The sequence below is a fragment of the Rhizobacter sp. J219 genome (assembly GCF_024700055.1).
Taxonomy (GTDB): domain Bacteria; phylum Pseudomonadota; class Gammaproteobacteria; order Burkholderiales; family Burkholderiaceae_C; genus Rhizobacter.
The window spans coordinates 693,633-712,382 of sequence record NZ_JAJOND010000001.1 but is presented as its reverse complement, the minus strand read 5'-3'; the positions used below and the strand labels follow the sequence as shown (position 1 = coordinate 712,382).

Below are 18,750 nucleotides of genomic sequence, written 5' to 3'. Positions count from 1 at the left end.
GCGAGGCCGGGCAGCAGGGCCGTGGCCAGCAACGCGATGACGAGCGAGAAGAATCGAAGCGCGCGTGTCATGCGAACTCTCCTTCGGCGGCACGGCGGCGGCGCAGCGTGGCGCCAAGCCCCAGGCCCGCAAGCAGCAGCAAGGCCGGCGCCGGCAGCGGCACCGCCGACACGGCCGCTTCGGTCATGCCCGAGTAGACGGTGGTGAACGGCTCCGACAGCAGCAGCTCGAAGCGCTGCGCGCCGGGCACGAAGCCCTGGCCTGCCGTGAACAGCACCGAGAAGCCCCCGAGCGTGCTGCCCGCCGGCACCAGGCCCGACAGGTGCAGCGCATCGAAGTAGCCCACGTCGGGCAACTGCGGATCGGGCTGCACGACGAGGCTGCTCCAGCCGGCGGGAGATGCGGCCACCGACAGGTTGGTGACACCGGCCGCATCGAAATAGACGCTGAACTCGTCGAACGCGAGCGCCGGGCCGTCGTTGACGAGCCGGTAGTCGTAGCGCCACACATCGCCACCCAGCGAGGTCGCGCTGTACTCGACCATCGCGGCCTGCGCCACGCCGGCCACCATCACCATCGCGGCGGCGGCAGACGCGCGCAGCCATTGCCGGGCCCCGACGGGTCCGCTCCTCAGTGCCTTCATCGGCATCCTCCCAATGGGTCGACCACGGGGCGTGGTTCGATCACGGCCGCGAGTCTCACCACCCGAGATGACGTGCCGGCGACCCGCGGCCTAGTCTGTTCGGATGTGAGATGGGGCAACCGGGCCCCGGCTTGTGATCGCCCTGTCACATCACGCTGCTAACTTGGCGCGCTTTCGCAATCCGCTCCACGCCTGGGGTGCGCATGATGTCCGGCCCACGTGTTCTGCCCCTTCTGCTCGCCGCCGTGATCGGCCCGTCCCTCGTCCATGCGGCGAAGCCGGCCGGCGTTTTTGTCGCCGAAGACGACGCGGCACTCGTGCTGTCGGATCGCAGCTGGCTGCCCGGCGCCCAGCTGCTGGTGCGCGGCGGTGACGCGGAAGGCCCGGCCGCAGCGCGCCAGCTGCCCGCATTCGATGCCATCGTCAGCGGGGCCGCACAACGTCACGCGCTGCCCTCGTCGCTGCTGCATGCGGTGATCTCGGCGGAGTCGCGCTACGCGCCGCAGGCCGTGTCGCCCAAAGGCGCAATGGGCCTGATGCAGTTGATGCCCGCGACCGCACGCGCGCTCGGCATCGCACGCCCCTTCGACCCGGCACAGAACATCGAGGGCGGCGCCCGCTACCTGCGCCACCTGCTCGACGAATTCGCGGGCGACCTGTCGCTCGCGCTCGCGGCCTACAACGCCGGCCCTGCCGCCGTGCACCGGCACGGCCGCCGTGTGCCGCCGTATGCCGAGACCCGGGCCTACGTGCCGCGGGTGCTCGCCCACATGGCCCGTCTGGATGCGGCACCCGCCGCGCCGGCAACGGCCCCTTGAACGTCCAACCCACACTCCCCGCCCCTGCCATGAAGCATCTGCGCCTCCGCTCGCTGGCCACCTCCGTTCTCGCCGTGTCGGCACTTGCCGGCTGCGGCGGCGGTGGCGACACGACCACCGCCCCTCCGCCGAGCGAAGGGGTGAGCGGCTATCCCGCCGCCGGTGCCTATGGCTACACCGTCAAGGCCTCCGGGCCCACCACCGACCTGCGGCATGGCCTCTCGCTGCTGCACCCGGCACTGCCGGAGAACGAGTACGTGATCGAGACCGCCACCCGCGCCATCACCGACACCCGCCTCGTGGTGAGCGGCAGCGTGAACGCGGCCCAGGCCACCGTCGCCAACCTGCAGCCGCACGCCTTGTTCTACATCTTCGGCGGCGACGTGCGCAGCGTGCCCATGCAGGCCGACAGCACACGGCCGCAGCTGCAGGTGCGCCGCACCGACACCAGCTCGGCCTGCCGCTTCCTCCTCGCGGCGAACGACCACGCGCAGCCCGACAACTCGCGCTTCATCGTCTCGACCGCCGGGGCCGACGGCGTGTGCGGCAACATCGACGACGGGCGCGCCGAAGTGCGCTCGGGCCCGGGCAACACGCTCGTCTCGCAGGTGATCGTCGGCGACGCGCCGCTGGAGGTGTCGCGCGACCCGGCCACACTTGCGCCCCGCGGCTGGATCTACCCGCGCGAAGTGCGCCTGTGGGGCAGCACCGCGCCCACCACGATCCCCTTGCGCGCGGCCGGCACGCCGGCGCTGACGCAGGTGCTCGCGAGCACACCACAGAGCGCACTGGTGGGCGACGGCACGCGTCTGTCGGTCATCAGCTTCACCGGCACCACCGCCACCGAGACACCGCTCGACGCCGCGCTCACCGCCGGTACGCACTGGCGCCTGGTGGGCTTCGACGCCGACCACTTCTACGTGTACGACGACAACCCCGACCATGTGTTCACGTCGCCGTGGCGCGTGCTGCGCATCTCGAAGGTCAACCCGACCGCCGTGCTCGTGGGCAGCGGCACCGGCGTCATCAGCGTGGCGAGCATGGGCGGCAGCGTCATCTTCCTCACCGTCTTCCAGGCCGACCGCAACCTGCTCGTGCGTGTGCCCAAGACGGGCGGCATGCGCTTCGAATCGCCGCCCTACCCGATCACCACCAAGCCGACGGTTCAGACCAGCGCGGCCGGCCGCCACCTGTTGTGGGAGGTGAGCGGCGTGGGCACCGCGGCGATCAACTACCGCATCGCGATGATCGATGAATCGGCGGCGGTACTGCAGGACTGGCCCACCGGGGCCTTCCCCATCAGCACCGCCGACGCGGGCACCGAAAGCCTCAACGTGAGCGAGAACCGCACCCGCTTCCTGCTGGCCAGCGGCTTCGGCGCGCGCGCCTTCAGCAACGCCTCGCTCGTGTGCTACGACGCCACCACCGGCGTCGCACGCACACTGGGCACGCTGCCCGAGTACGGTAGCGATTTCGTGTTTGCAAGCGCACTCGGCGGGCCGGGCAACTTCGGTGCGGGCTTCGCCACGCGCTCGAGCGCCGGCAACTACGTCGAGCAGAGCGCGCGGGTCTATTCATACGACCTCGGCGCGGCCGGCAGCCTGCGCACGGCCACACGGCGGTGAGCCCCGGCCTGACCGCGCTGCCGCGTGCGGCGGCCGGTGCTGCCGCGACACAACTGCCGGTGCTGATCCAGGTGTCGCCCACCGAACGTGGCGGTGTCTTCGACTACCTGGAGTGCCTGGGCGCGCGTTGGGCGGCGGCCGGCACGCCGTCGCACACGCTGCCCTTGTCGAAGGCGCTCGCCCGCGAGCAATCGCTCGATGAACGCGTCGCCGAGTGCTGCCGCCGCAGCGGCCGCGCGGCGCACGGCGAGCCCTGCACCGTGGTGCTGCATTTCTCGGGCTACGGCTACGGCCAGCGCGGCCTGTGCTTCTGGCTGCTGCACGAATTGCAGGCGCTGCGCCGGCGGCGGCAAGGGTCGCTGCACCTGGTGGTCGTGTTCCACGAACTCTTCGCAACCGGCCCGCCGTGGCGTTCCGCCTTCTGGGTGTCGGACGCGCAGGCCTGGATCGCACGCCGTCTCGCCCGCCTCGCCGATGTGATGTGGACCAACACCGCGGCCCACGCCAACTGGCTGCGTGGCGTGATGCCCAGGGGCACGCCGCTGCACGCGCGGCCGGTGTTCTCGAATGTGGGCGAACCGCTGCACACGCCGCGGCTGGTGGAGCGCGCGCCCCGCGCCGTGGTGTTTGGCTCGGCACCGACTCGCCTGCGTGCCTTCAACGCCTTGAGGGGGCATGAGCCCGCCCTGAAGGCGATGGGCATCGAGGAACTGGTCGAAGCCGGCAGCGGCGCGGCCTGCCATCCTCAGGGCGTCATCCCCACGCGACATGTGGGTCGGCTCGGTGCCGAGGCACTGGGCCAGCTGCTGATGTCGTCGCGGTTCGGCATCGTCGACTACGAGGCGCATGGCCTTGCGAAGTCGGGCGTCTTCGCAGCCTATGCATCGCACGGCTGCGTTGCGATCAACACCAGCCACCTCGCCACCAACGACGACGGGCTGCAGGCCGGGCTCGACTACCACCTGCTGAGCCCAGGCAGCCGCCCCGACTCGACGTCGCTGGCAACGCAGCAGGACATGGCCGACCGCCTCTACCGCTGGTATCAGCGCCACCGCCTGGAGCAACAGGCCAAGGAACTGCTGGTGCTGTCCGGCGCATCCTGAACGGCCCCATGCGGTGACCTTTCACTTCACCAAACGGTCATTCGCTCCACCCTAGACTGGGCTTCCAGAGGCGTCATCGAAAAGGGCCTGCGGTGAGAGTCGAATATCCGGCAGGGGGGCGCCCTGGCCACCTCCGGCGCACACGAGCGCACGCAGCCGCTGCTCCGCGACCGGCCCCGACAACCGACCTACTCGTCGCTCAACGTCCTTCGCGTCGTTCTGGGCCTCGCGGTGCTGCTGTACCACCTGGGCGCCACGCTGGCGCTCGACAAATACTTCGGCATCGACCTCTACGAGCATGTCTTCGGCTTCGGTGGCGCGCGCATCCCGTTCTTCTTCGTGCTGAGCGGCTTCCTGCTGACGCTCGTCTACGCACGCGACATCGGCTCGCCGGCTCGTGCGCCGGGGTTCCTCTGGCGGCGCGCATGGCGGGTCTACCCGACCTACTGGATCATCCTGATGCTGGTGATGGTGCCGGCGCTCTTCTTCGACGCCCTGCGCGATGCGATCCCGCACGACCCGCTCGTGCTCCTGAAGACCTTTCTGCTGATCCCGCAGCACCCGAGCGTCGCAGGCCCCACGGGCGCCCCGGTGCTCGTTGCCGCGTGGACGCTCCACTACGAGATCGTGTTCTACCTCGTGCTCGCCGTGTGGATCTGGAGCCGCACGGCCGGGATCGCGCTGTGCCTCGTGCTGGCGGCCAACATGGCCGTCTGCATGGAGTGGCAATGCGGCTTCTACAACGGCTTCCTCGCCGGCAGCAGCATGATGTACTTCGCCTTCGGTGCGGGCGCAGCGTGGCTCGCGAAACGCCTGCCGCCTCTGCCCAACGCGAAGGCTCTGACGTGGGCCGCCGGCTTCGCCTACCTCGTCATCGCCGTGCTGACCCATGGCAACGACCTCACCGTGCCTGGGGCCCTCGATCCGAGCGTCTACTACGGCATGTTGGCCTCGCTGATCCTGTTGTGCCTGACGCGGCTGGAAGACGAGGCACCCCGTCATGAAGGCCCGGTCTGGCTGAAGGTGCTGGCGGACTCGTCGTACGCGATGTACCTCATCCACTTCCCGGTGATCAGCCTGATGTGCAAGCTCCTGACCGGAGCGGGTCTGCGCGGCCTGTACGGCGCCACCGTCGCGCTCGTCGTCACCCTGTTCGTGTGCATGGGCCTCTCGGTGGTGTTCCACCTGCTGATCGAACGCCGCTTGCTCGTGTTCCGGGGCGCGGGCTGAGGTCTGGCGTCACAGCGCCTGCAGCGCGTCGCGCAGGTTCGCCGCCAGCACCTCGGCGAAGTGCTGCTTGCCGTCGCGGGTCAGGTGCGTCCCGTCGTAGTCGATGTAGAGATCGCCGTTGCCGTCGCCACGCGGCGCGGTGGTGGTGCCGGTGCCCGTCTGCCACGGCCCGCTCGCGGGTGCGCTGGCCCCGGCGCTGTTGACCCAGCCGCCGTTCAGGTTGTCGATGAACACCCAGGGCCCGGCGAGGCCCTGCAATGTCTCCAGCACGACATCGGCCTTGGCCTGCGCAACTGGGTGGGTCGGGATGAACTGCTGCGGCGCCCAGGGCCCGGTGGCGACGATCACGCAACCGGGCAACGCTGCCCGCATGCGCGTGTAATAGGTCGACACCGCATCGACGTAGCCCTGGAAGGCGTCGATCGCCGAGGCGTAGATCACGTTGCCGTCCACATCGACTGACGGGCGGTCGATGTTGTCGTTGAGGCCACCCGCGGTGATGAAGAGATCGGGCTGCAGCGCAATGGCCCGCTCGAGCCGGCCGAGGAAGGTGTAGGCCGGGTCGGCGGTCTGGCGGTTGGTCCCCACACGGGCGTAGCCGGTGCCGCCCCAGGCATCGATGTCGAGGTGCGGGATGCCGAGTTGCGCGGCGGCGGCCCAGAAGAGGCCGCTGTCCCAGTCGGCCGCGTAACCCTGGCCGTACGAATCGGCCATGGCGATCATCGACGGCTCGCTCGATCGGTCCCATCCGGTGATGCTGCTGCCGGCCGGCACTGCAAGCGCACAGGGTCCGCGCTCGCTCCATGCGTACACCGACACCCGGCGCCGCGCGCGGCTGCCGAAGTCGAAGCACACGAAGCGGTTGGCATTGCGCAGCACCTCGCCCTCGACGCCATCGGCCAGCGTGGTGGTGATGAAGCGCGGCGCCATGTACTGCCCGTCGACGATCAGCGTCGCCTTGGCGTAGTGGCCGACGTAGAGGATTTCGAAGGCCTGCGCGTCCAGCTCGAAATGCAGGCCGCAGCCCATGGTGACGATGGGCGACATCACCCGCCCTTCCACCACCGCGCCCGGTCCGGTGCGGATCACCCACTGCTCGCGGCGGTGGCCCCACACCTGCGGAATGTTGGCCAGCGTGGCCACGCCGGGGTTGTCGATCGGCGGGTAGACGAGCGCATCGCTGCCAAAGGCCGAGTCGACGCTGTTCTCGCGCTGCTGCGTGACCGTGAGCCGCTGGGTGTTGCGCCCGAGCGCCGGGCGCCTGAGCGCGGCCTGCAGGCGGCCGAACGGCGAGTCGGCGGGCGGTGGCGCGGGCGGTGGGACAGAAGGTGGCGGGGCTGCCGGTGCGCTGTCGCCCCCGCCGCATGCGGTGAGCAGGCCCGAAGTCATGGGCAGCGTTGCGATGGCCGCGGCATGGCGCAAGAGCGTCCGCCGCGACTGACCGGAAGACGCGGCCTCGCGCGCCCGCGCCTTGAAGGCCCCCTCAAGGCGAGAGGGTGATCCGGTCATGTGCGTCCCCCGGGGATGACGACTGCGTGCGGCCCTCCAGCGAGAGCACGCGCTGGTAGACGGCAAGGTAGGCCTCGATCGCGGCCTCGGCGGAAAAGCGCGCCGCATGCGCCAAGCCAGCGCTGCGCACGCGCTCGCGCTTGCGCGGGCTGCGGGCGAGCACGCTGCGCAGCAGGCCGGCGCCGTGCACGGCCCAGGGCCCGAAACTCGTCGGCCGACCTGAGGCGCGGCAGGTAGGTGCAGGCCGAACCGCCCACTTCGTTCATCGGTGCCTCGTCGGTGGTGATCACCGGGCAACCGCAGGCTTGCGCCTCGACGATGGGCCAGCCGAAGCCTTCGGCCAGGCTCGGGAAGAGCATCACCCGCGCTTGTGAGTAGAGCGCCTCCAGCACCGGCGTGGCCAGCCCGCTGAAGAAGCGCACTTCGGCCTGAGGCGGCAGCGTCGCCAGCGCGGCCTGCAGGCGGGCGTCGGGCGGCGGGCTCACCATCCACAGCGGCAGTGGCCTGCGGCCGGCGGCGATCTCTTCCGCCGCATGCGCGCCGTACAGGTGCACCACGCCGACGCTGTTCTTGTACCACTGCCCTCCGCCCACATGCAGCAGGTATCCCGCGTCGACGGGCGGCAGGCCGGCGTCGCGCAGTGCCTGCAACGCGCGCTCTTCCGCTTGTGGCGAATAGGCGTGGTTCAGGCCGTTGTAGACGACCTCCGACGTCACGGGCGACACACCCCCGTACTGGTGCAGATCGGCGCGCGACTTCTGCGAGATCGAGATGAAGTGGCGTGCGTGCCGGAAGCCCCGGCGGATGTAGCGCTGGTAGACGCGGCCGGTGAACGATGTCGGATTCTCGGCGATGTCGCCGAGGGCAGAGCGCAGCGCCAGCAGGTCGTGGCAATGCACCACGTGCGGACGGTGCGCCACGAGCGGGATCCACGGCCCGAGCGCCTGATCGCAGAAGACGTAGAGCGTGTGCGGCGGATCACGCCGCAGGTCGGCGCGGATGCGCTGCGGGAAGAAGAGGTACTGGTCAACGTAGCCGGCCCATTTCGACCACCCGCCGCGCGGCACGCGCGCATGCAGCAGCGGCGCGGGCTGGCGCAGTTCCACGCTGTGGCCTCGTTGACGGTAGGCCTCGGCCAGCATGCGGGCGAAGTGGGCTTGGCTGTGCGAGCCGAGGAAGGTGGGATGGGTGTAGAGCACGAGTCTCACGGCGTCGCCTTGGCAGGAGCCCCGCCGCGCGCATGGCGCCGCAGTTGGTTGGAGAAATAGCCGAGCGCGACCACTGTGCCCACGAGGCCCGTGCTGGCGTTGATCATGAAGCTGCCGCGCACGGTCGACACGTCGACCAGTGCCGCCGCCGACACCGTGGCCACGATGCCCGTCGAGATGCCCAGCCACGCCGGCATCACCCAGCCGCGCGCGCAGCCGATGGTGTAGATGGCGCCGCCCCAGGCGGTGAGCGCGCTGGCGAGCAGCATCCAGATCAGCTCGTCGTGCAGGCCGGCGTAGTGGCCGCCCAGCACCCACAGGATGGGTTGCGGCATCGCCATGCCGGCGGCCACCAGCACGACCAGCAGCGCGCCGTAGAAGAGATTGACGCCCGCAAAGCCCGCGGCAAGCTCGGCGGCGCTCTCGCGCCGCGCGAAGTACGGCAGCACGAGCGAGGCCGACACCGCGGTGATCACCGTGAAAAGCGCGGCCAACCGCCCCAGCGCCCCGGCCTCGGCCACCCGCTCGGCGCTGCCGAACATGCCGATGAGCCACAGCGCAAGCTGGCTGCTCAGCACGAAGTACACCGAGTTGGGCGCCTGCCGGCGCACATGGCGTTCGAGCGCCGGCTGGTGCTCGCCCGCCGGTACGGGCGGCAGGTCGACGTGCTGCTTCAGATGCCGGCGCAGCACATGGGCATAGACGGCGGCCGCCACGAGGTTCACCAGGCAGGCGATGGTGGCGTCGAGCGCGACGAACACCGCCACCATCAGCAGCCCGAGCTTGGCGATGTTGATGGCGAGATCGAGCTTCTGCTGCACGCCCAGGTGCCCGAGCACACGTGCGATCGACAGCGCCATGCCACCGCGTGCCGTGAAGACCGCCGTCACCACGATCACGAAGGTCAACACCAGCACCTGCCACAGCGGCGCGTGCTGGCGTGCGAGCAAGAAGGCGAAGCACGGCACCAGCACAACGAGCGACAGCCAGGTCAGCCGGCGGTGCACCGCGTCGGCGTCGACGATGAGGCGCCCGAGCGTGGCGCGCTCCGAGGCCGCGCCTCCACCGATCGCCATCACCGCAGTGGCCAGGCCCAGATCGCTCAGGATGATGGCGATGCTCACCATGCTCACCGCCAGCGTGTAGTAGCCGTACTCGGCCTGCGCCATGTGGCGCACGAGCAGGATGCCGGCGAGGAATCCGACGGCCTGCACCAGCACCTGCGTGGTCGCCACGCTGCCCAGCCGCGCGAGGCGGGCCCGCGTGATCAGCATGACCGCCGCACCCGCGGCTGCAGGAGTTCGCGCGCCGCCCGCGGCCGCTGGGTGCGCAGCCCCACCGGCACCGGCGGGGGTACCGGTGAGGGGACAAGGGGTGCGCTCGCCACCACCCGCTTCGGTTGCGACATGGCAGCCCGCGCCGCCGCCACGCACAGGCCGATGAAGAGCCAGCCGTAGACGTTGATGGACCCGTGGCCTGCGATCTGGGCCAGCACGATGGTGAAGCCCGCGTAGCCGAAGAGCATCATCGGCAGCGGATCACCCGCATGGCGGGTGGCCGCCAGCACGCGGCGCCCGGCCCAGACCGCGACCGCGAGCCGGAAAACGATGTACGCCCCCCGACCAGCGGACCCAGGTCCACCATGTGGCGACTGAAATCGACTTCGGCCAGGATGCCCACCACCACACCGTCGATGGTGGCGCGCATCAGGATGCTGGCGTTGCCGCCATAGCCCAGGCCGTAGCCGAAGAACGGCACCTCGCCCACCAGGCGGATGAAGTCGAACAGCGGCATCAGCGCACGACCCCACACGCCGCCTTCGATGCGCGCACCTTCGAACTCAGACGCGTGCTGCCAGCGGTCGATGAAGGCCTGGATGGCCTCCGGGAACAGCATCGGCGCGAGGAGCACCGCGCCGCCGGCCACACACAGCGGAAGGGTCAGCGCCTTCGCACGCATCGACCCATGACCGATCACCCCGATGCTCACCGCCACCAGCGCGAGCAGGCCGCTCAACATCACGGTGCCGCGACTGCCACTGAAGGCGACCGAGGTCAGCAGCGCGGCGATGGCCAGCAGCACCACCGGCAAGGGCGCGAGCCGCCGCCTGGCCGGCTGCAGCAGCGCGGCGATGGCGATGGCGAGCGCCGTGCCGATGAACTGCTGCAAACCGGCGTTGGACGAGAAGGTGCCGGTCGCACGCACACGGGTGCCGTTGATGTTCATGCCCTGGAACTGCAGCTCCTTCTCTTCGGCCGTGCCGACGTTGATCGGCGCATTGAGCGGCGACATGAACTGCGCCACCGCCAGCACCGCCATCGGGATGGCGAGGATGAGCGTCAGCCGCGCGAAGCGCCGCAGGTCGTCGTGGGTGAACTGCTCGGCCACCAGGAACGCCAGCGGCACGTACAGGAAGTAGCTGCGCCAGCCGTAGGCCCCGAGCAGCAGGCGCAGATCGCTCGTGCCGCCGGTGGCCATCTGCACCATCACGAGCAAGGCGCCCACCACGCCCATCGCCACCCCTATCGTGAAGAGCCGCTCGCCGCGTGGCCACAACCCGTGGCGCGTGGCGAGCAGGTATGCGCAGACGACGACCGGGTCACGGATGAAGTAGATGTATTGGCTGAACTGCGGCGCCACGTACTTGCGCAGCGCACCTTCGAAGATCGCGAGCAGGTAGACCACCATGATCAGCGCGACGACCTGGCGCCGCCCACGTTCGCGCGGCGAGGACAGACCCACTGGCACCGGCTGCACGGCCGCCGCGGCGGGCGCAGGGCCTCGGGCTCGCAGGAAGGCAGGGCGTGCGGTTGGAGTCATGGTGAGCGGCGGCACGGCTGCCACGCAAGACCGCTCACTGTAGGTGGCGAATGTTGCAGTTTGGCGTCAGGGCGGCCCACCCATGGGCCGTTCCTGCATGAATCGAACGGTCACACATCCCGCCTAGCATCTTTGCATGCCGCACGCACACGCTCCCCGTACATTGATCGTTAACTTCAACGCTCCCGAGCTGAACCAGCTGGCCATGGCCCTGGCCGCCAACCAGTCGCTCGACGCCTACGTGCGGCCTTACGTCAACAAGGGCCGCGGCTGGGAGCGACTGCTGGCCGCCCTTCCGATGGCCGGCCGCGTCTACAACACCACCTTCGGCCGCCGGCGCATCACCGACCCTCGACTGGCCCGTCTCACACACGAAGCCGGTGTGCTGCCCGACGTGCTGGCCGCGACGATCGGTCGCATGCCGGGCCTCGCCGTGTCCACCAAGCACAAGCTCACCACGACCCTCTACAAGTCGGTGCGCGAATCGGTTGCGCAGGCGGCTTGCCGCCATGTCGACAACATCGACTGCGTGGTGGCCTACGAAGGCTTCGCACTGCCCACCTTCGACGCCTTGCGCCGGCGCGGTGGTGGTGCCGCGGTGCTCAACTACCCGGTATCGCACCATCGATCGAGGCGCCGGGAGCGCCTCGAAGAGAACGAACGCGAGCCGCTCTTCGCCAGCACCTGGCCCGACTTCGACGACTGGCCGCCCGGCCACGAGGAGCGCCTCGATGCGGAGATCGAGCAGGCGGATGCGATCCTCCTCGGGTCGACCTACGCGGCGGACAGCTTCGTGACCGAAGGCATCGAGCGGCGCAAGGTGCAGGTCATCCCCTACGGCGTGGACCTGCAGACCTTCACGCCCGGCCGCCCGCGCCACGGCAAGACGTTCAACGTGATCTATGCCGGCCAGCTCACGCAGCGAAAAGGCATCGCCTACCTGCTTCGCGGCTACCGCAGGTTCGCACGGCGCGACACGCAGCTCACGATGGTGGGCGCGCTCGTCGGCGGCGACGAGCCGCTGCGCCCGTATGCCAATCACTTCACGCACGTGCCACACCAGACGCGCCCGGCACTGGCCGAGATGTACCGCAACTCCGACGTCTTCGTGCTGCCCACGCTGGTCGAGGGCATGGGGCTCGTGGTGCTGGAAGCGATGGCCTGCGGCCTGCCGGTGATCGTGACGGCCAACGGTCCGGGTGACCTGGTGCGCGACGGCATCGAAGGTTTCGTGGTGCCTGCGCGCGACGAAGAAGCGATCTGCGACCGCCTGGAGCGGCTGTACCGCGACCCCGACCTGCGCATCGCGATGGGCCGGCATGCGATCCGCCGCGCGCAGGAGTTCAGCTGGGCCGCCTACACCTCCAAGGTGCAAGGCCTGCTGTCGAGCCTGGTGCCCCAGCAGCGAAGCCAGACCTTGCGCGTGGCGCATGCCTGACGTGCGGGCGGCTGGGCTTTTCGTCGCGGCGTGCTGCCTCGCGCCCACGGGCTGGGCGCAGTCGACCACACACTTGTCTTTCGAGCTGCCGCGTGCAGCCACCACCAGCGCTGGGGTCTACGATGCACAAGGCCGACTGGTGCGCACCTTGTGGCGCGGCGACACGCTGCCTCAGGGTCGCCACCAACGCAGCTGGGATGGTCTGGACGACCTCGGCCGCCCGGCGCGCGAGGAGCGCCACGAGGTCCGCCTCGTCCACCACCAGATCCGCTACGTGTGGGAAGGCGTGATCGGCAACACCTCGCTCGGCACCATCGACCAGCGGCACCGCGCCTACCAGCCACCGCAGAGCCTGGTGGTGGAAGGCGACAGGGTCTACTACGCCGTCGGCTACAACGAGCAGCAACCCGGCATCCACGGCTTTGCCCTCGCCGCGCCGCAACTCGACACGCGCCCCCTCGCCGGCAAGGACACCTTCGCCTCGATCTCGATGCTGGCCTCAGACGGGCACCGGCTCTACTGGGCCAACACGGGCGGACTGTCACGCACCACCTTCGTCGGCGTCTACGACCTGGGCCCCTTGCGGCCAGCGGCTTTCACGCAAGGCCAGCCGGTGTGCCTCTTCTACCGCTACAACAAGCCGCCCTGCGAGCCCGACCAGAGCTACCAGAGCGTGGTCGACGTCGAGACGCTGGACGGCCACGGTCCCAGCGGCCTCGCGGTGCAACGCAAGGGACGCGTGCTGGCCGTCGCCCACCCATCCCACGGCACCGTGCGGCTGTTCGACAAGATCAGTGGTGCGCGCATCGGCCACATCGCCGTTCCGCTCAATGCCAATGCGCTGAACCAGCTGGCCTTCACGCCGACGGGCGACCTGTGGGTGATCTCGGGGCGCGAGGTTCGCCGCTACACCCAGGTCGACCGCAGCCCGCAACTCGCCGCCACGATCACGAGCCTCGTCAAACCGATCGCGTTGGCCTCGACGCCCGACAGCGAGCATGTCTGGGTGGCCGACGGCGGCGAAAGCCAGCAGGTGCGCCAGTTCGACCGCGACGGCCGCGGAGGTCTCGTGCTCGGCCGCCGCGGCGGCTACGCCACCGACCCGCAGGTCGAGCCCGACAAGCTCTGCTTCCGCGGCCCTGGCCACACCGAACAGACGGGCATGGCGCAAACCGTCGACGGCAAGCTATGGGTGATCGACCACTGCAACAACCGCATGCTGCGCTTTGCACTGACCGGCCCGACCGTCGGACGCAGCGACGAGCAGATCGCCTACCTGCCCGGCTTCTATCTCTCTGCGGTGGACCCGCACAACCCGCGCCGCGTGTTTGCCAACTTCCTCGAATTCGAAGCCCAGGTTGACGGCCCGTGGCGACCCGCCAGCGCGTCCTGGCGACTGGTACGCAACTGGCTCGGCGGCCTGCCATCCGCCCTTGACGACAAGCACGCGTTCAACGCGCTGTATGGCGGCCTGAGCACCGTTGCGACACTGGCCAACGGACGCACCTACGGCATGGTGCGCGCCTTCGACCAGTACGTCGTGGTAGAGCTGCCGGCCAGCGGCCCACTGCGGGTCGTGAGGCCCCTGGGGGCGCCGCTGCCCCGCGCAAGCCACCCCGTGATGTACGAGAACGGCGATCTCGGCCACGCCATCACCGGTGACACCTTGCAGGTGGCGCTCAGGCGGCCGCTGACGGGCTTCGACGCCCAGGGCAACCCCACCTGGGCCACCGAGCCGGTCGTCATGGCCAGCGTGCCCACGCTCGCCGGCACCCCCTGGACACGCCACTCCACGATGGGCCTGCCGCCACGCTACCCGGTGACGGCCGGCGGCATGGTGGTGTACCTCGACCCCTCCATCAAAGGCAACGAAGGGTTCCATCTTGGAGCCGCGCGCCTGCACGGCGCCGAGTGGCTGTGGCAGGCGAGCCCGACCGGGCCGATGGATGGCAAGGGCACCTATCAGACCAAAGCCGTCGACGGCTGGTTGCAGTACGGCGGCAACGCCGTCCTGGCGCACGGGCGCCACATCGTCTACGGCTACCACGGAGAGTTCTATCGCGACCTGACGACCGACAAGGTGGGGCAGGCCAACCAGTTGATGCACTTCGACGAAAGCGGACTCTTCCTCGGCCAGTTCGGCACGCCGTCGACCCGCCCGCCACCGCCGGACCTCGCCGGGGTGAGCGGCAATGCCTTCACGCCTTCGCTCGTTCGCGCCGGCGAGAGGCTCTACCTCTATCACAACGAGGAGTCCTCGCACGGCGGCCTGCACCGCTGGCGCATCGAGGGCTGGAACGATGTGCAGGATCTGCGCGGCCAGGGCCTGCCGGGCACCACCATCACGCTGCGCTAGGACTTCCACGCATGCGGGAAAGGCACGCCACCATCGACATCGCCAAGGGCATCGGCATCGTGCTCGTGGTGCTGGGCCACGACCCCACGGTCGGCGGCTGGGGCTGGCCGGGCTGGATGATCTTCTCTTTCCACATGCCGCTGTTCTTCGTGCTCTCCGGGCTGTTCCTCATGCCGTCGCGCGACCTGGGGCGGTTCGCGGACGCGCGCTTCCATTCCATCCTCAAGCCCTACTTCGTGGTCGCCCTGCTGATCGCATCGGCGAAGCTGGTGGCGGCCGGGAGCGGCATCGTCGGGCCGGTCGATGCGGCGCAGCTCTTCGCCGGCCTGCTCTACGGCACGGGCTCCTCCCTCATGTGGACGCCAATGTGGTACCTGCCGCACCTCTTCATCGCGTCGTGCGCGAGCCTCGTGCTGCTCAAGGTCCTGGGCGGACGGCCGGGGCTCCTGCTGCCCGTCTGCGCTGCCATGCTGGCCCTGGGCGTGCTCGCCATCGGCCACGTGCCCGAACTGCCGTGGAGCGCAGACCTGCTGGCCATTACCATCCCGTTCATGCTGGCGGGCTGGCACTTTCGCGAGTGGCTCGTCGCTCCCGGCTTCCGCTGGCTGCCTAGCGCGATCGTCCTCGCTGTTTTCGTGACGCTCAACCTGGCGTTCGATGCACGCATGGACCTCAACGCGCGTGTCTACGACCACGTTCTGATCAGCACGGCGGAAGCCGCTTGCGGCATCTACCTGGTGCTGGCCGTTTCGAAAGGGGTGCAGCATGCCCGCCTCTTGTCGCGCGTGTTCAGCTACTTGGGGTCGGCATCGCTCTTCATCCTGATCTTTCACCACCCGGTGCATCTGAAGGCGCTGTCGGTGCTCCACGCCAGGGGTGTGCCGGAGCTGCCCGCTTCCGCACTCGCTGTGACAGCGGGGCTGCTGCTGCCGCTGCTGGTCTGGGAAGCCGCCCAGCGCCTGCCACCGATGCGGTGGCTGCTGCTGCCGCGCTCCCCTTCCGGCGCGGCCCCCGCCTAGCTCAGAGCGGTGCGCGCCCGGACATCAGCATCGCCCGGGCAAACATCGGAATCCGGCCCACCGTCTCGAAGTGCAGTTCCACCAGCCCGAATTCCTCGAACAAGGCCGTCAGCGTCGACCGCGAGAAGAACTTCAACCGCCCGTCATCGGTGAGCGGATCCCAGCGCGCATCGAAGCGGCCGGCAAATGCCAGCGCGAGGTTCTTCGAGTACCCATGAAAATTCGAGGTCAGCATCAGCAGCCCGCCCGGCTTCAGCGCCGTCAGCGCCACCGACACCAGACGGCGCGAATGCGAGACATGGTCCACGAGGTCAACCGCCATCACCGCGTCGAAGCGGCCGAGCAAGGCCGGGTCAAGCGCCTGGGTGGCATCGCCAGCGTGGAACTGCAGATGCGGGTAGTGCCGGCGAGCCACCTGCAGATGAGACTCGTCGCGGTCGAGCCCGGAGGCGGCGAAGCCGCAGCGGCCCAGCGCGGCGGTGAACCAGCCGTCGCCGCAGCCCAGCTCGAGCACCGAGTGCGCCCCGGCCTTCACCAGCTGCTGCACGATGGGCCGGGTGACGTGGCTGTGGATGGCACGCGGGCCGGGCATCCGATCGGCGATCAGCCGATCGATCATCGGGCGGTCGTGGTTCACCGCCGGCCCCGCGCACGCAGCTCGCGCGCCGGCGCACCGGCATAGACCGTCCAGGGCTTGAGGTCGCGCGTGGCAATGCTCCCAAGACCGAGCACCGCACCTTCGCCCACCGTCACACCCGCGCACACGACGGCACGCGCCGCCACCCATGAATACGCCCCCAGCCGGATCGGCGAGCTGATCATCGGGAAGGCCGGATCGTCGATGTCGTGCGTGGAGCCGCACAGGTAGGCCTGCTGCGACACGGTGGCGTGCGAGCCCAGGTGCATCGGCAGAGCGTTGTAGATCACCGCGCCGTTGGCGATGGCCACCGCGTCTTCGCAGACCAGGTTCCACGGCGCCCAGATTTCGGCCGACGGGTACACGCGGCAATGAGGCCCGAGCTTCGCTCCGAAGAGCCGCAGCACGAACGCGCGCCAGGCATGCATGGGACGCGGCGTCCAGCGGATGAGCAGCAGGTGCGCCAGCCCCCACAGCGCTCGCCCCGCGCGGTTGCGCAGTGACATGCTCGGCTGGAGGTAGGGGTCGATTTCGGCGGCGATAGGGGTCGTCGGCATCTCAAACGCAATGTCGTCTCGCCGACGCAGGTGACAACCCTCACACCATGCGACCAAGCGTTGGGAGCGCGAGAGCTTAGGGGTCGAATGTGTCGGAGCCTTGACACGTCAAGGCACGGGGAGCCATGCCGAAAGCCACGGGCGTGTCACACGGCATGGCTAACCTGAGTCATTCACGTGCCACCACGATCTATGTCCAGCCTGTTCATTCCTTCCGGCGCACCGACGGTGTGGCGCTTCCCGCCGCTGCACTGGGTGCTCGCCGCCCTCGGCCTGGCCGCGGCGATCGCCACCTTCTATTCCGGCCTGCGCTTCATGGTGGTCAGCTGGGAACAGGTGGAGGAATACAGCTACGGCTACTTCATCCCGGTCATCACCGCCTTCCTGATCTGGCAGCGCAGCGACCGCCTGCGCGAGATGGAGCTGCACGGCGCCTGGAGCGGCCTCGTGCTGGTGGCGGTTGCGCTCCTGATGGGCGTCGTGGGCGAGTTCAGCGCGGTTCGTCTCTTCAGCCAGTACGGCTTCGTGGTGGCGGTCTTCGGCCTGTCGGTCTGCTGCATCGGCTGGCGCGGCACGCGGGTCATCGCGGTGCCGCTCGCCTTCCTCTTCTTCATGATCCCGCTGCCGCAGTTCCTCTTGCGCGAGCTGTCGCAGAGCCTGCAACTGCTCTCGTCGGAGATCGGCGTGGCGCTGATCCGCGCGTTCGGCATCAGCGTCTTCCTCGAAGGCAACGTGATCGACCTCGGCAGCTTCAAGCTGCAGGTGGTCGACGCCTGCAGTGGTCTGCGCTACCTCTTCCCGCTGATGGTGCTGGGCCTTCTGGCGGCCTACTTCTTCCAGGCGCCGTGGTGGAAGCGTGCGCTCATCGTGATCTCGACGGTGCCGCTCACCATCGCGATCAACAGCCTGCGCATCGGCCTGATCGGCGTCACCGTCGAGTACTGGGGCCCGGCCATGGCTGAAGGCCTGCTGCACGACTTCGAAGGCTGGTTCATGTTCATGATCTGCCTGGTGCTGCTGGTGGGCGAGATGGCGCTGCTCGCGCGCATCGGCCGCCGCGGCCAGTCACTGCGTGCGGTGTTCGGCCTGGAGTACCCCGACCCGGTGCCCCAGGGCACGGCGGTGCACACCCGGCGCTTCTCGGCACCGCTTGCGGCCGGTGCGGTGCTGCTGGCCGCAGCGGGCGCCACGCTGCTGCTGTCGCCGGCACGCGAGCAGGTGAAGCCGGAGCGCACGCCGTTCTCGCTCTTCCCGATGCAGTTCGATGGCTGGACGGGCCGGCCCGACCACATCGAGCGCGACATCCTCGCCTGGCTCGCCGTCGACGACCACGTGATCGCCAACTACTCGCGTGGCGACGAGCCGTGGGTCAACTTCTACAGCGCCTACTACGCCACGCAAAGCGGCGGCCAGTCGGCACACTCGCCTCGCACTTGCATGCCGGGCGGCGGCTGGGTCATCACGCAGCTCTCGACCACCACGGTGCCGCTGCCGCCGGCGGCGGGGGTCACGAGCCTGCCCGTCAACCGCGCCGTCATCCAGAAGGGCGAGCAGCGGCAGCTTGTGTACTACTGGTTCAACCAGCGCGGCCGCACGCTCACCAACGAGCTGGCGGTGAAGTGGTACATCCTGCAAGACGGCATCACACGCTCGCGCTCCGATGGCGCATTGATCCGCCTGGTCACGCCCATCGGCCGCGGCGAAGACATCGCGCAGGCCGAACGCCGCCTCACCGGCTTCACCGCCACGCTGCTGCCGCGGCTGCGCCAGCACATTCCCGACTGACT

16 protein-coding genes are annotated in these 18,750 nt (G+C 69.4%); 8 read left to right on the top strand and 8 right to left on the bottom strand.

Annotated features, from left to right (window positions below; all coding sequences use genetic code 11):
* Window positions 1–67: 67 nt before the first annotated feature.
* Window positions 68–643 (bottom strand): hypothetical protein, encoded by a 576-nt coding sequence (locus tag LRS03_RS03265; RefSeq protein ID WP_257823848.1) that lies wholly within the window; start codon window positions 641–643, stop codon window positions 68–70.
* A gap of 245 nt (window positions 644–888) precedes the next feature.
* Here LRS03_RS03265 and LRS03_RS03260 point away from each other — a divergent pair, with 245 nt between their 5' ends.
* The 4 genes from LRS03_RS03260 (at window position 889) to LRS03_RS03245 (ending at window position 5,419) form a co-directional block, all read left to right on the top strand.
* A complete protein-coding gene (locus tag LRS03_RS03260; protein ID WP_308296383.1) occupies window positions 889–1,461 on the top strand; it encodes a lytic transglycosylase domain-containing protein in 573 nt (190 codons plus the stop codon).
* A 29-nt stretch (window positions 1,462–1,490) separates the two neighbouring features.
* The gene (locus LRS03_RS03255; RefSeq protein ID WP_257823847.1) at window positions 1,491–3,086 is read left to right on the top strand and encodes a hypothetical protein; all 1,596 of its coding nucleotides are present in this window, start codon (window positions 1,491–1,493) and stop codon (window positions 3,084–3,086) included.
* Window positions 3,083–4,189 (top strand): hypothetical protein, encoded by a 1,107-nt coding sequence (locus tag LRS03_RS03250; RefSeq protein WP_257823846.1) that lies wholly within the window; start codon window positions 3,083–3,085, stop codon window positions 4,187–4,189. Before LRS03_RS03255 ends, LRS03_RS03250 begins: the two co-directional genes overlap by 4 nt.
* A gap of 105 nt (window positions 4,190–4,294) precedes the next feature.
* Window positions 4,295–5,419 carry an acyltransferase family protein gene (locus LRS03_RS03245; protein WP_308296475.1) on the top strand — a complete coding sequence of 375 codons (1,125 nt, stop codon included), beginning with the start codon at window positions 4,295–4,297 and terminating at the stop codon, window positions 5,417–5,419.
* Between the two features lie 9 nt (window positions 5,420–5,428).
* Here LRS03_RS03245 and LRS03_RS03240 read toward each other — a convergent pair whose 3' ends face one another.
* The 5 genes from LRS03_RS03240 to LRS03_RS03220 all read right to left on the bottom strand — a co-directional run bounded on the left by LRS03_RS03240 (window position 5,429) and on the right by LRS03_RS03220 (window position 10,878).
* Complete coding sequence (locus LRS03_RS03240; protein ID WP_257823845.1) at window positions 5,429–6,808, bottom strand: SGNH/GDSL hydrolase family protein; 1,380 nt, start codon at window positions 6,806–6,808, stop codon at window positions 5,429–5,431.
* Window positions 6,809–6,924: 116 nt separating this feature from the next.
* Window positions 6,925–8,136 carry a glycosyltransferase gene (locus tag LRS03_RS03235; protein ID WP_257823844.1) on the bottom strand — a complete coding sequence of 404 codons (1,212 nt, stop codon included), beginning with the start codon at window positions 8,134–8,136 and terminating at the stop codon, window positions 6,925–6,927.
* Window positions 8,133–9,410: an MATE family efflux transporter gene (locus LRS03_RS03230; protein ID WP_257823843.1), complete on the bottom strand. Its 1,278-nt coding sequence runs from the start codon at window positions 9,408–9,410 to the stop codon at window positions 8,133–8,135. The genes LRS03_RS03235 and LRS03_RS03230 overlap by 4 nt, the downstream gene beginning before the upstream one ends.
* Window positions 9,404–9,703 (bottom strand): hypothetical protein, encoded by a 300-nt coding sequence (locus LRS03_RS03225; protein WP_257823842.1) that lies wholly within the window; start codon window positions 9,701–9,703, stop codon window positions 9,404–9,406. Before LRS03_RS03225 ends, LRS03_RS03230 begins: the two co-directional genes overlap by 7 nt.
* The gene (locus LRS03_RS03220; protein WP_257823841.1) at window positions 9,661–10,878 is read right to left on the bottom strand and encodes a hypothetical protein; all 1,218 of its coding nucleotides are present in this window, start codon (window positions 10,876–10,878) and stop codon (window positions 9,661–9,663) included. The genes LRS03_RS03225 and LRS03_RS03220 overlap by 43 nt, the downstream gene beginning before the upstream one ends.
* Window positions 10,879–11,092: 214 nt before the next feature.
* On the opposite strand from LRS03_RS03220, the gene LRS03_RS03215 reads away from it, so the two are divergent.
* The 3 genes from LRS03_RS03215 (at window position 11,093) to LRS03_RS03205 (ending at window position 15,769) form a co-directional block, all read left to right on the top strand.
* On the top strand, window positions 11,093–12,394 hold the full coding sequence (locus tag LRS03_RS03215; RefSeq protein ID WP_257823840.1) for a glycosyltransferase family 4 protein: 1,302 nt from the start codon (window positions 11,093–11,095) through the stop codon (window positions 12,392–12,394).
* Between the two features lie 73 nt (window positions 12,395–12,467).
* On the top strand, window positions 12,468–14,750 hold the full coding sequence (locus tag LRS03_RS03210; RefSeq protein WP_257823839.1) for a hypothetical protein: 2,283 nt from the start codon (window positions 12,468–12,470) through the stop codon (window positions 14,748–14,750).
* An 11-nt stretch (window positions 14,751–14,761) separates the two neighbouring features.
* Window positions 14,762–15,769, top strand: coding sequence for an acyltransferase family protein (locus tag LRS03_RS03205; RefSeq protein ID WP_257823838.1), 1,008 nt, complete (start codon window positions 14,762–14,764; stop codon window positions 15,767–15,769).
* 1 nt (window position 15,770) lies between these two features.
* Here the strand turns inward: LRS03_RS03205 and LRS03_RS03200 are convergent, their stop codons facing one another.
* On the bottom strand, window positions 15,771–16,316 hold the full coding sequence (locus tag LRS03_RS03200; protein ID WP_257823837.1) for a class I SAM-dependent methyltransferase: 546 nt from the start codon (window positions 16,314–16,316) through the stop codon (window positions 15,771–15,773).
* A gap of 86 nt (window positions 16,317–16,402) precedes the next feature.
* On the bottom strand, window positions 16,403–16,963 hold the full coding sequence (locus tag LRS03_RS03195) for an LbetaH domain-containing protein (RefSeq protein ID WP_257823836.1): 561 nt from the start codon (window positions 16,961–16,963) through the stop codon (window positions 16,403–16,405).
* Window positions 16,964–17,155: 192 nt separating this feature from the next.
* Between LRS03_RS03195 and xrtD the strand changes: the two genes are divergently transcribed.
* Window positions 17,156–18,748: a VPLPA-CTERM-specific exosortase XrtD gene (xrtD, locus tag LRS03_RS03190; RefSeq protein ID WP_257823835.1), complete on the top strand. Its 1,593-nt coding sequence runs from the start codon at window positions 17,156–17,158 to the stop codon at window positions 18,746–18,748.
* The last annotated feature ends 2 nt before the right edge of the window (window positions 18,749–18,750 follow it).

Bases quoted from the DNA above. Each gene is read 5' to 3' on its own strand.
- LRS03_RS03265 (WP_257823848.1), bottom strand. From the start codon at position 643: ATGAAGGCACTGAGGAGCGGACCCGTCGGGGCCCGGCAATGGCTGCGC.
- LRS03_RS03255 (WP_257823847.1), top strand. From the start codon at position 1,491: ATGAAGCATCTGCGCCTCCGCTCGCTGGCCACCTCCGTTCTCGCCGTG.
- LRS03_RS03240 (WP_257823845.1), bottom strand. From the start codon at position 6,808: ATGACTTCGGGCCTGCTCACCGCATGCGGCGGGGGCGACAGCGCACCG.
- LRS03_RS03230 (WP_257823843.1), bottom strand. From the start codon at position 9,410: ATGCTGATCACGCGGGCCCGCCTCGCGCGGCTGGGCAGCGTGGCGACC.
- LRS03_RS03215 (WP_257823840.1), top strand. From the start codon at position 11,093: ATGCCGCACGCACACGCTCCCCGTACATTGATCGTTAACTTCAACGCT.
- LRS03_RS03205 (WP_257823838.1), top strand. From the start codon at position 14,762: ATGCGGGAAAGGCACGCCACCATCGACATCGCCAAGGGCATCGGCATC.
- LRS03_RS03195 (WP_257823836.1), bottom strand. From the start codon at position 16,963: ATGCCGACGACCCCTATCGCCGCCGAAATCGACCCCTACCTCCAGCCG.
- xrtD (WP_257823835.1), top strand. From the start codon at position 17,156: ATGTCCAGCCTGTTCATTCCTTCCGGCGCACCGACGGTGTGGCGCTTC.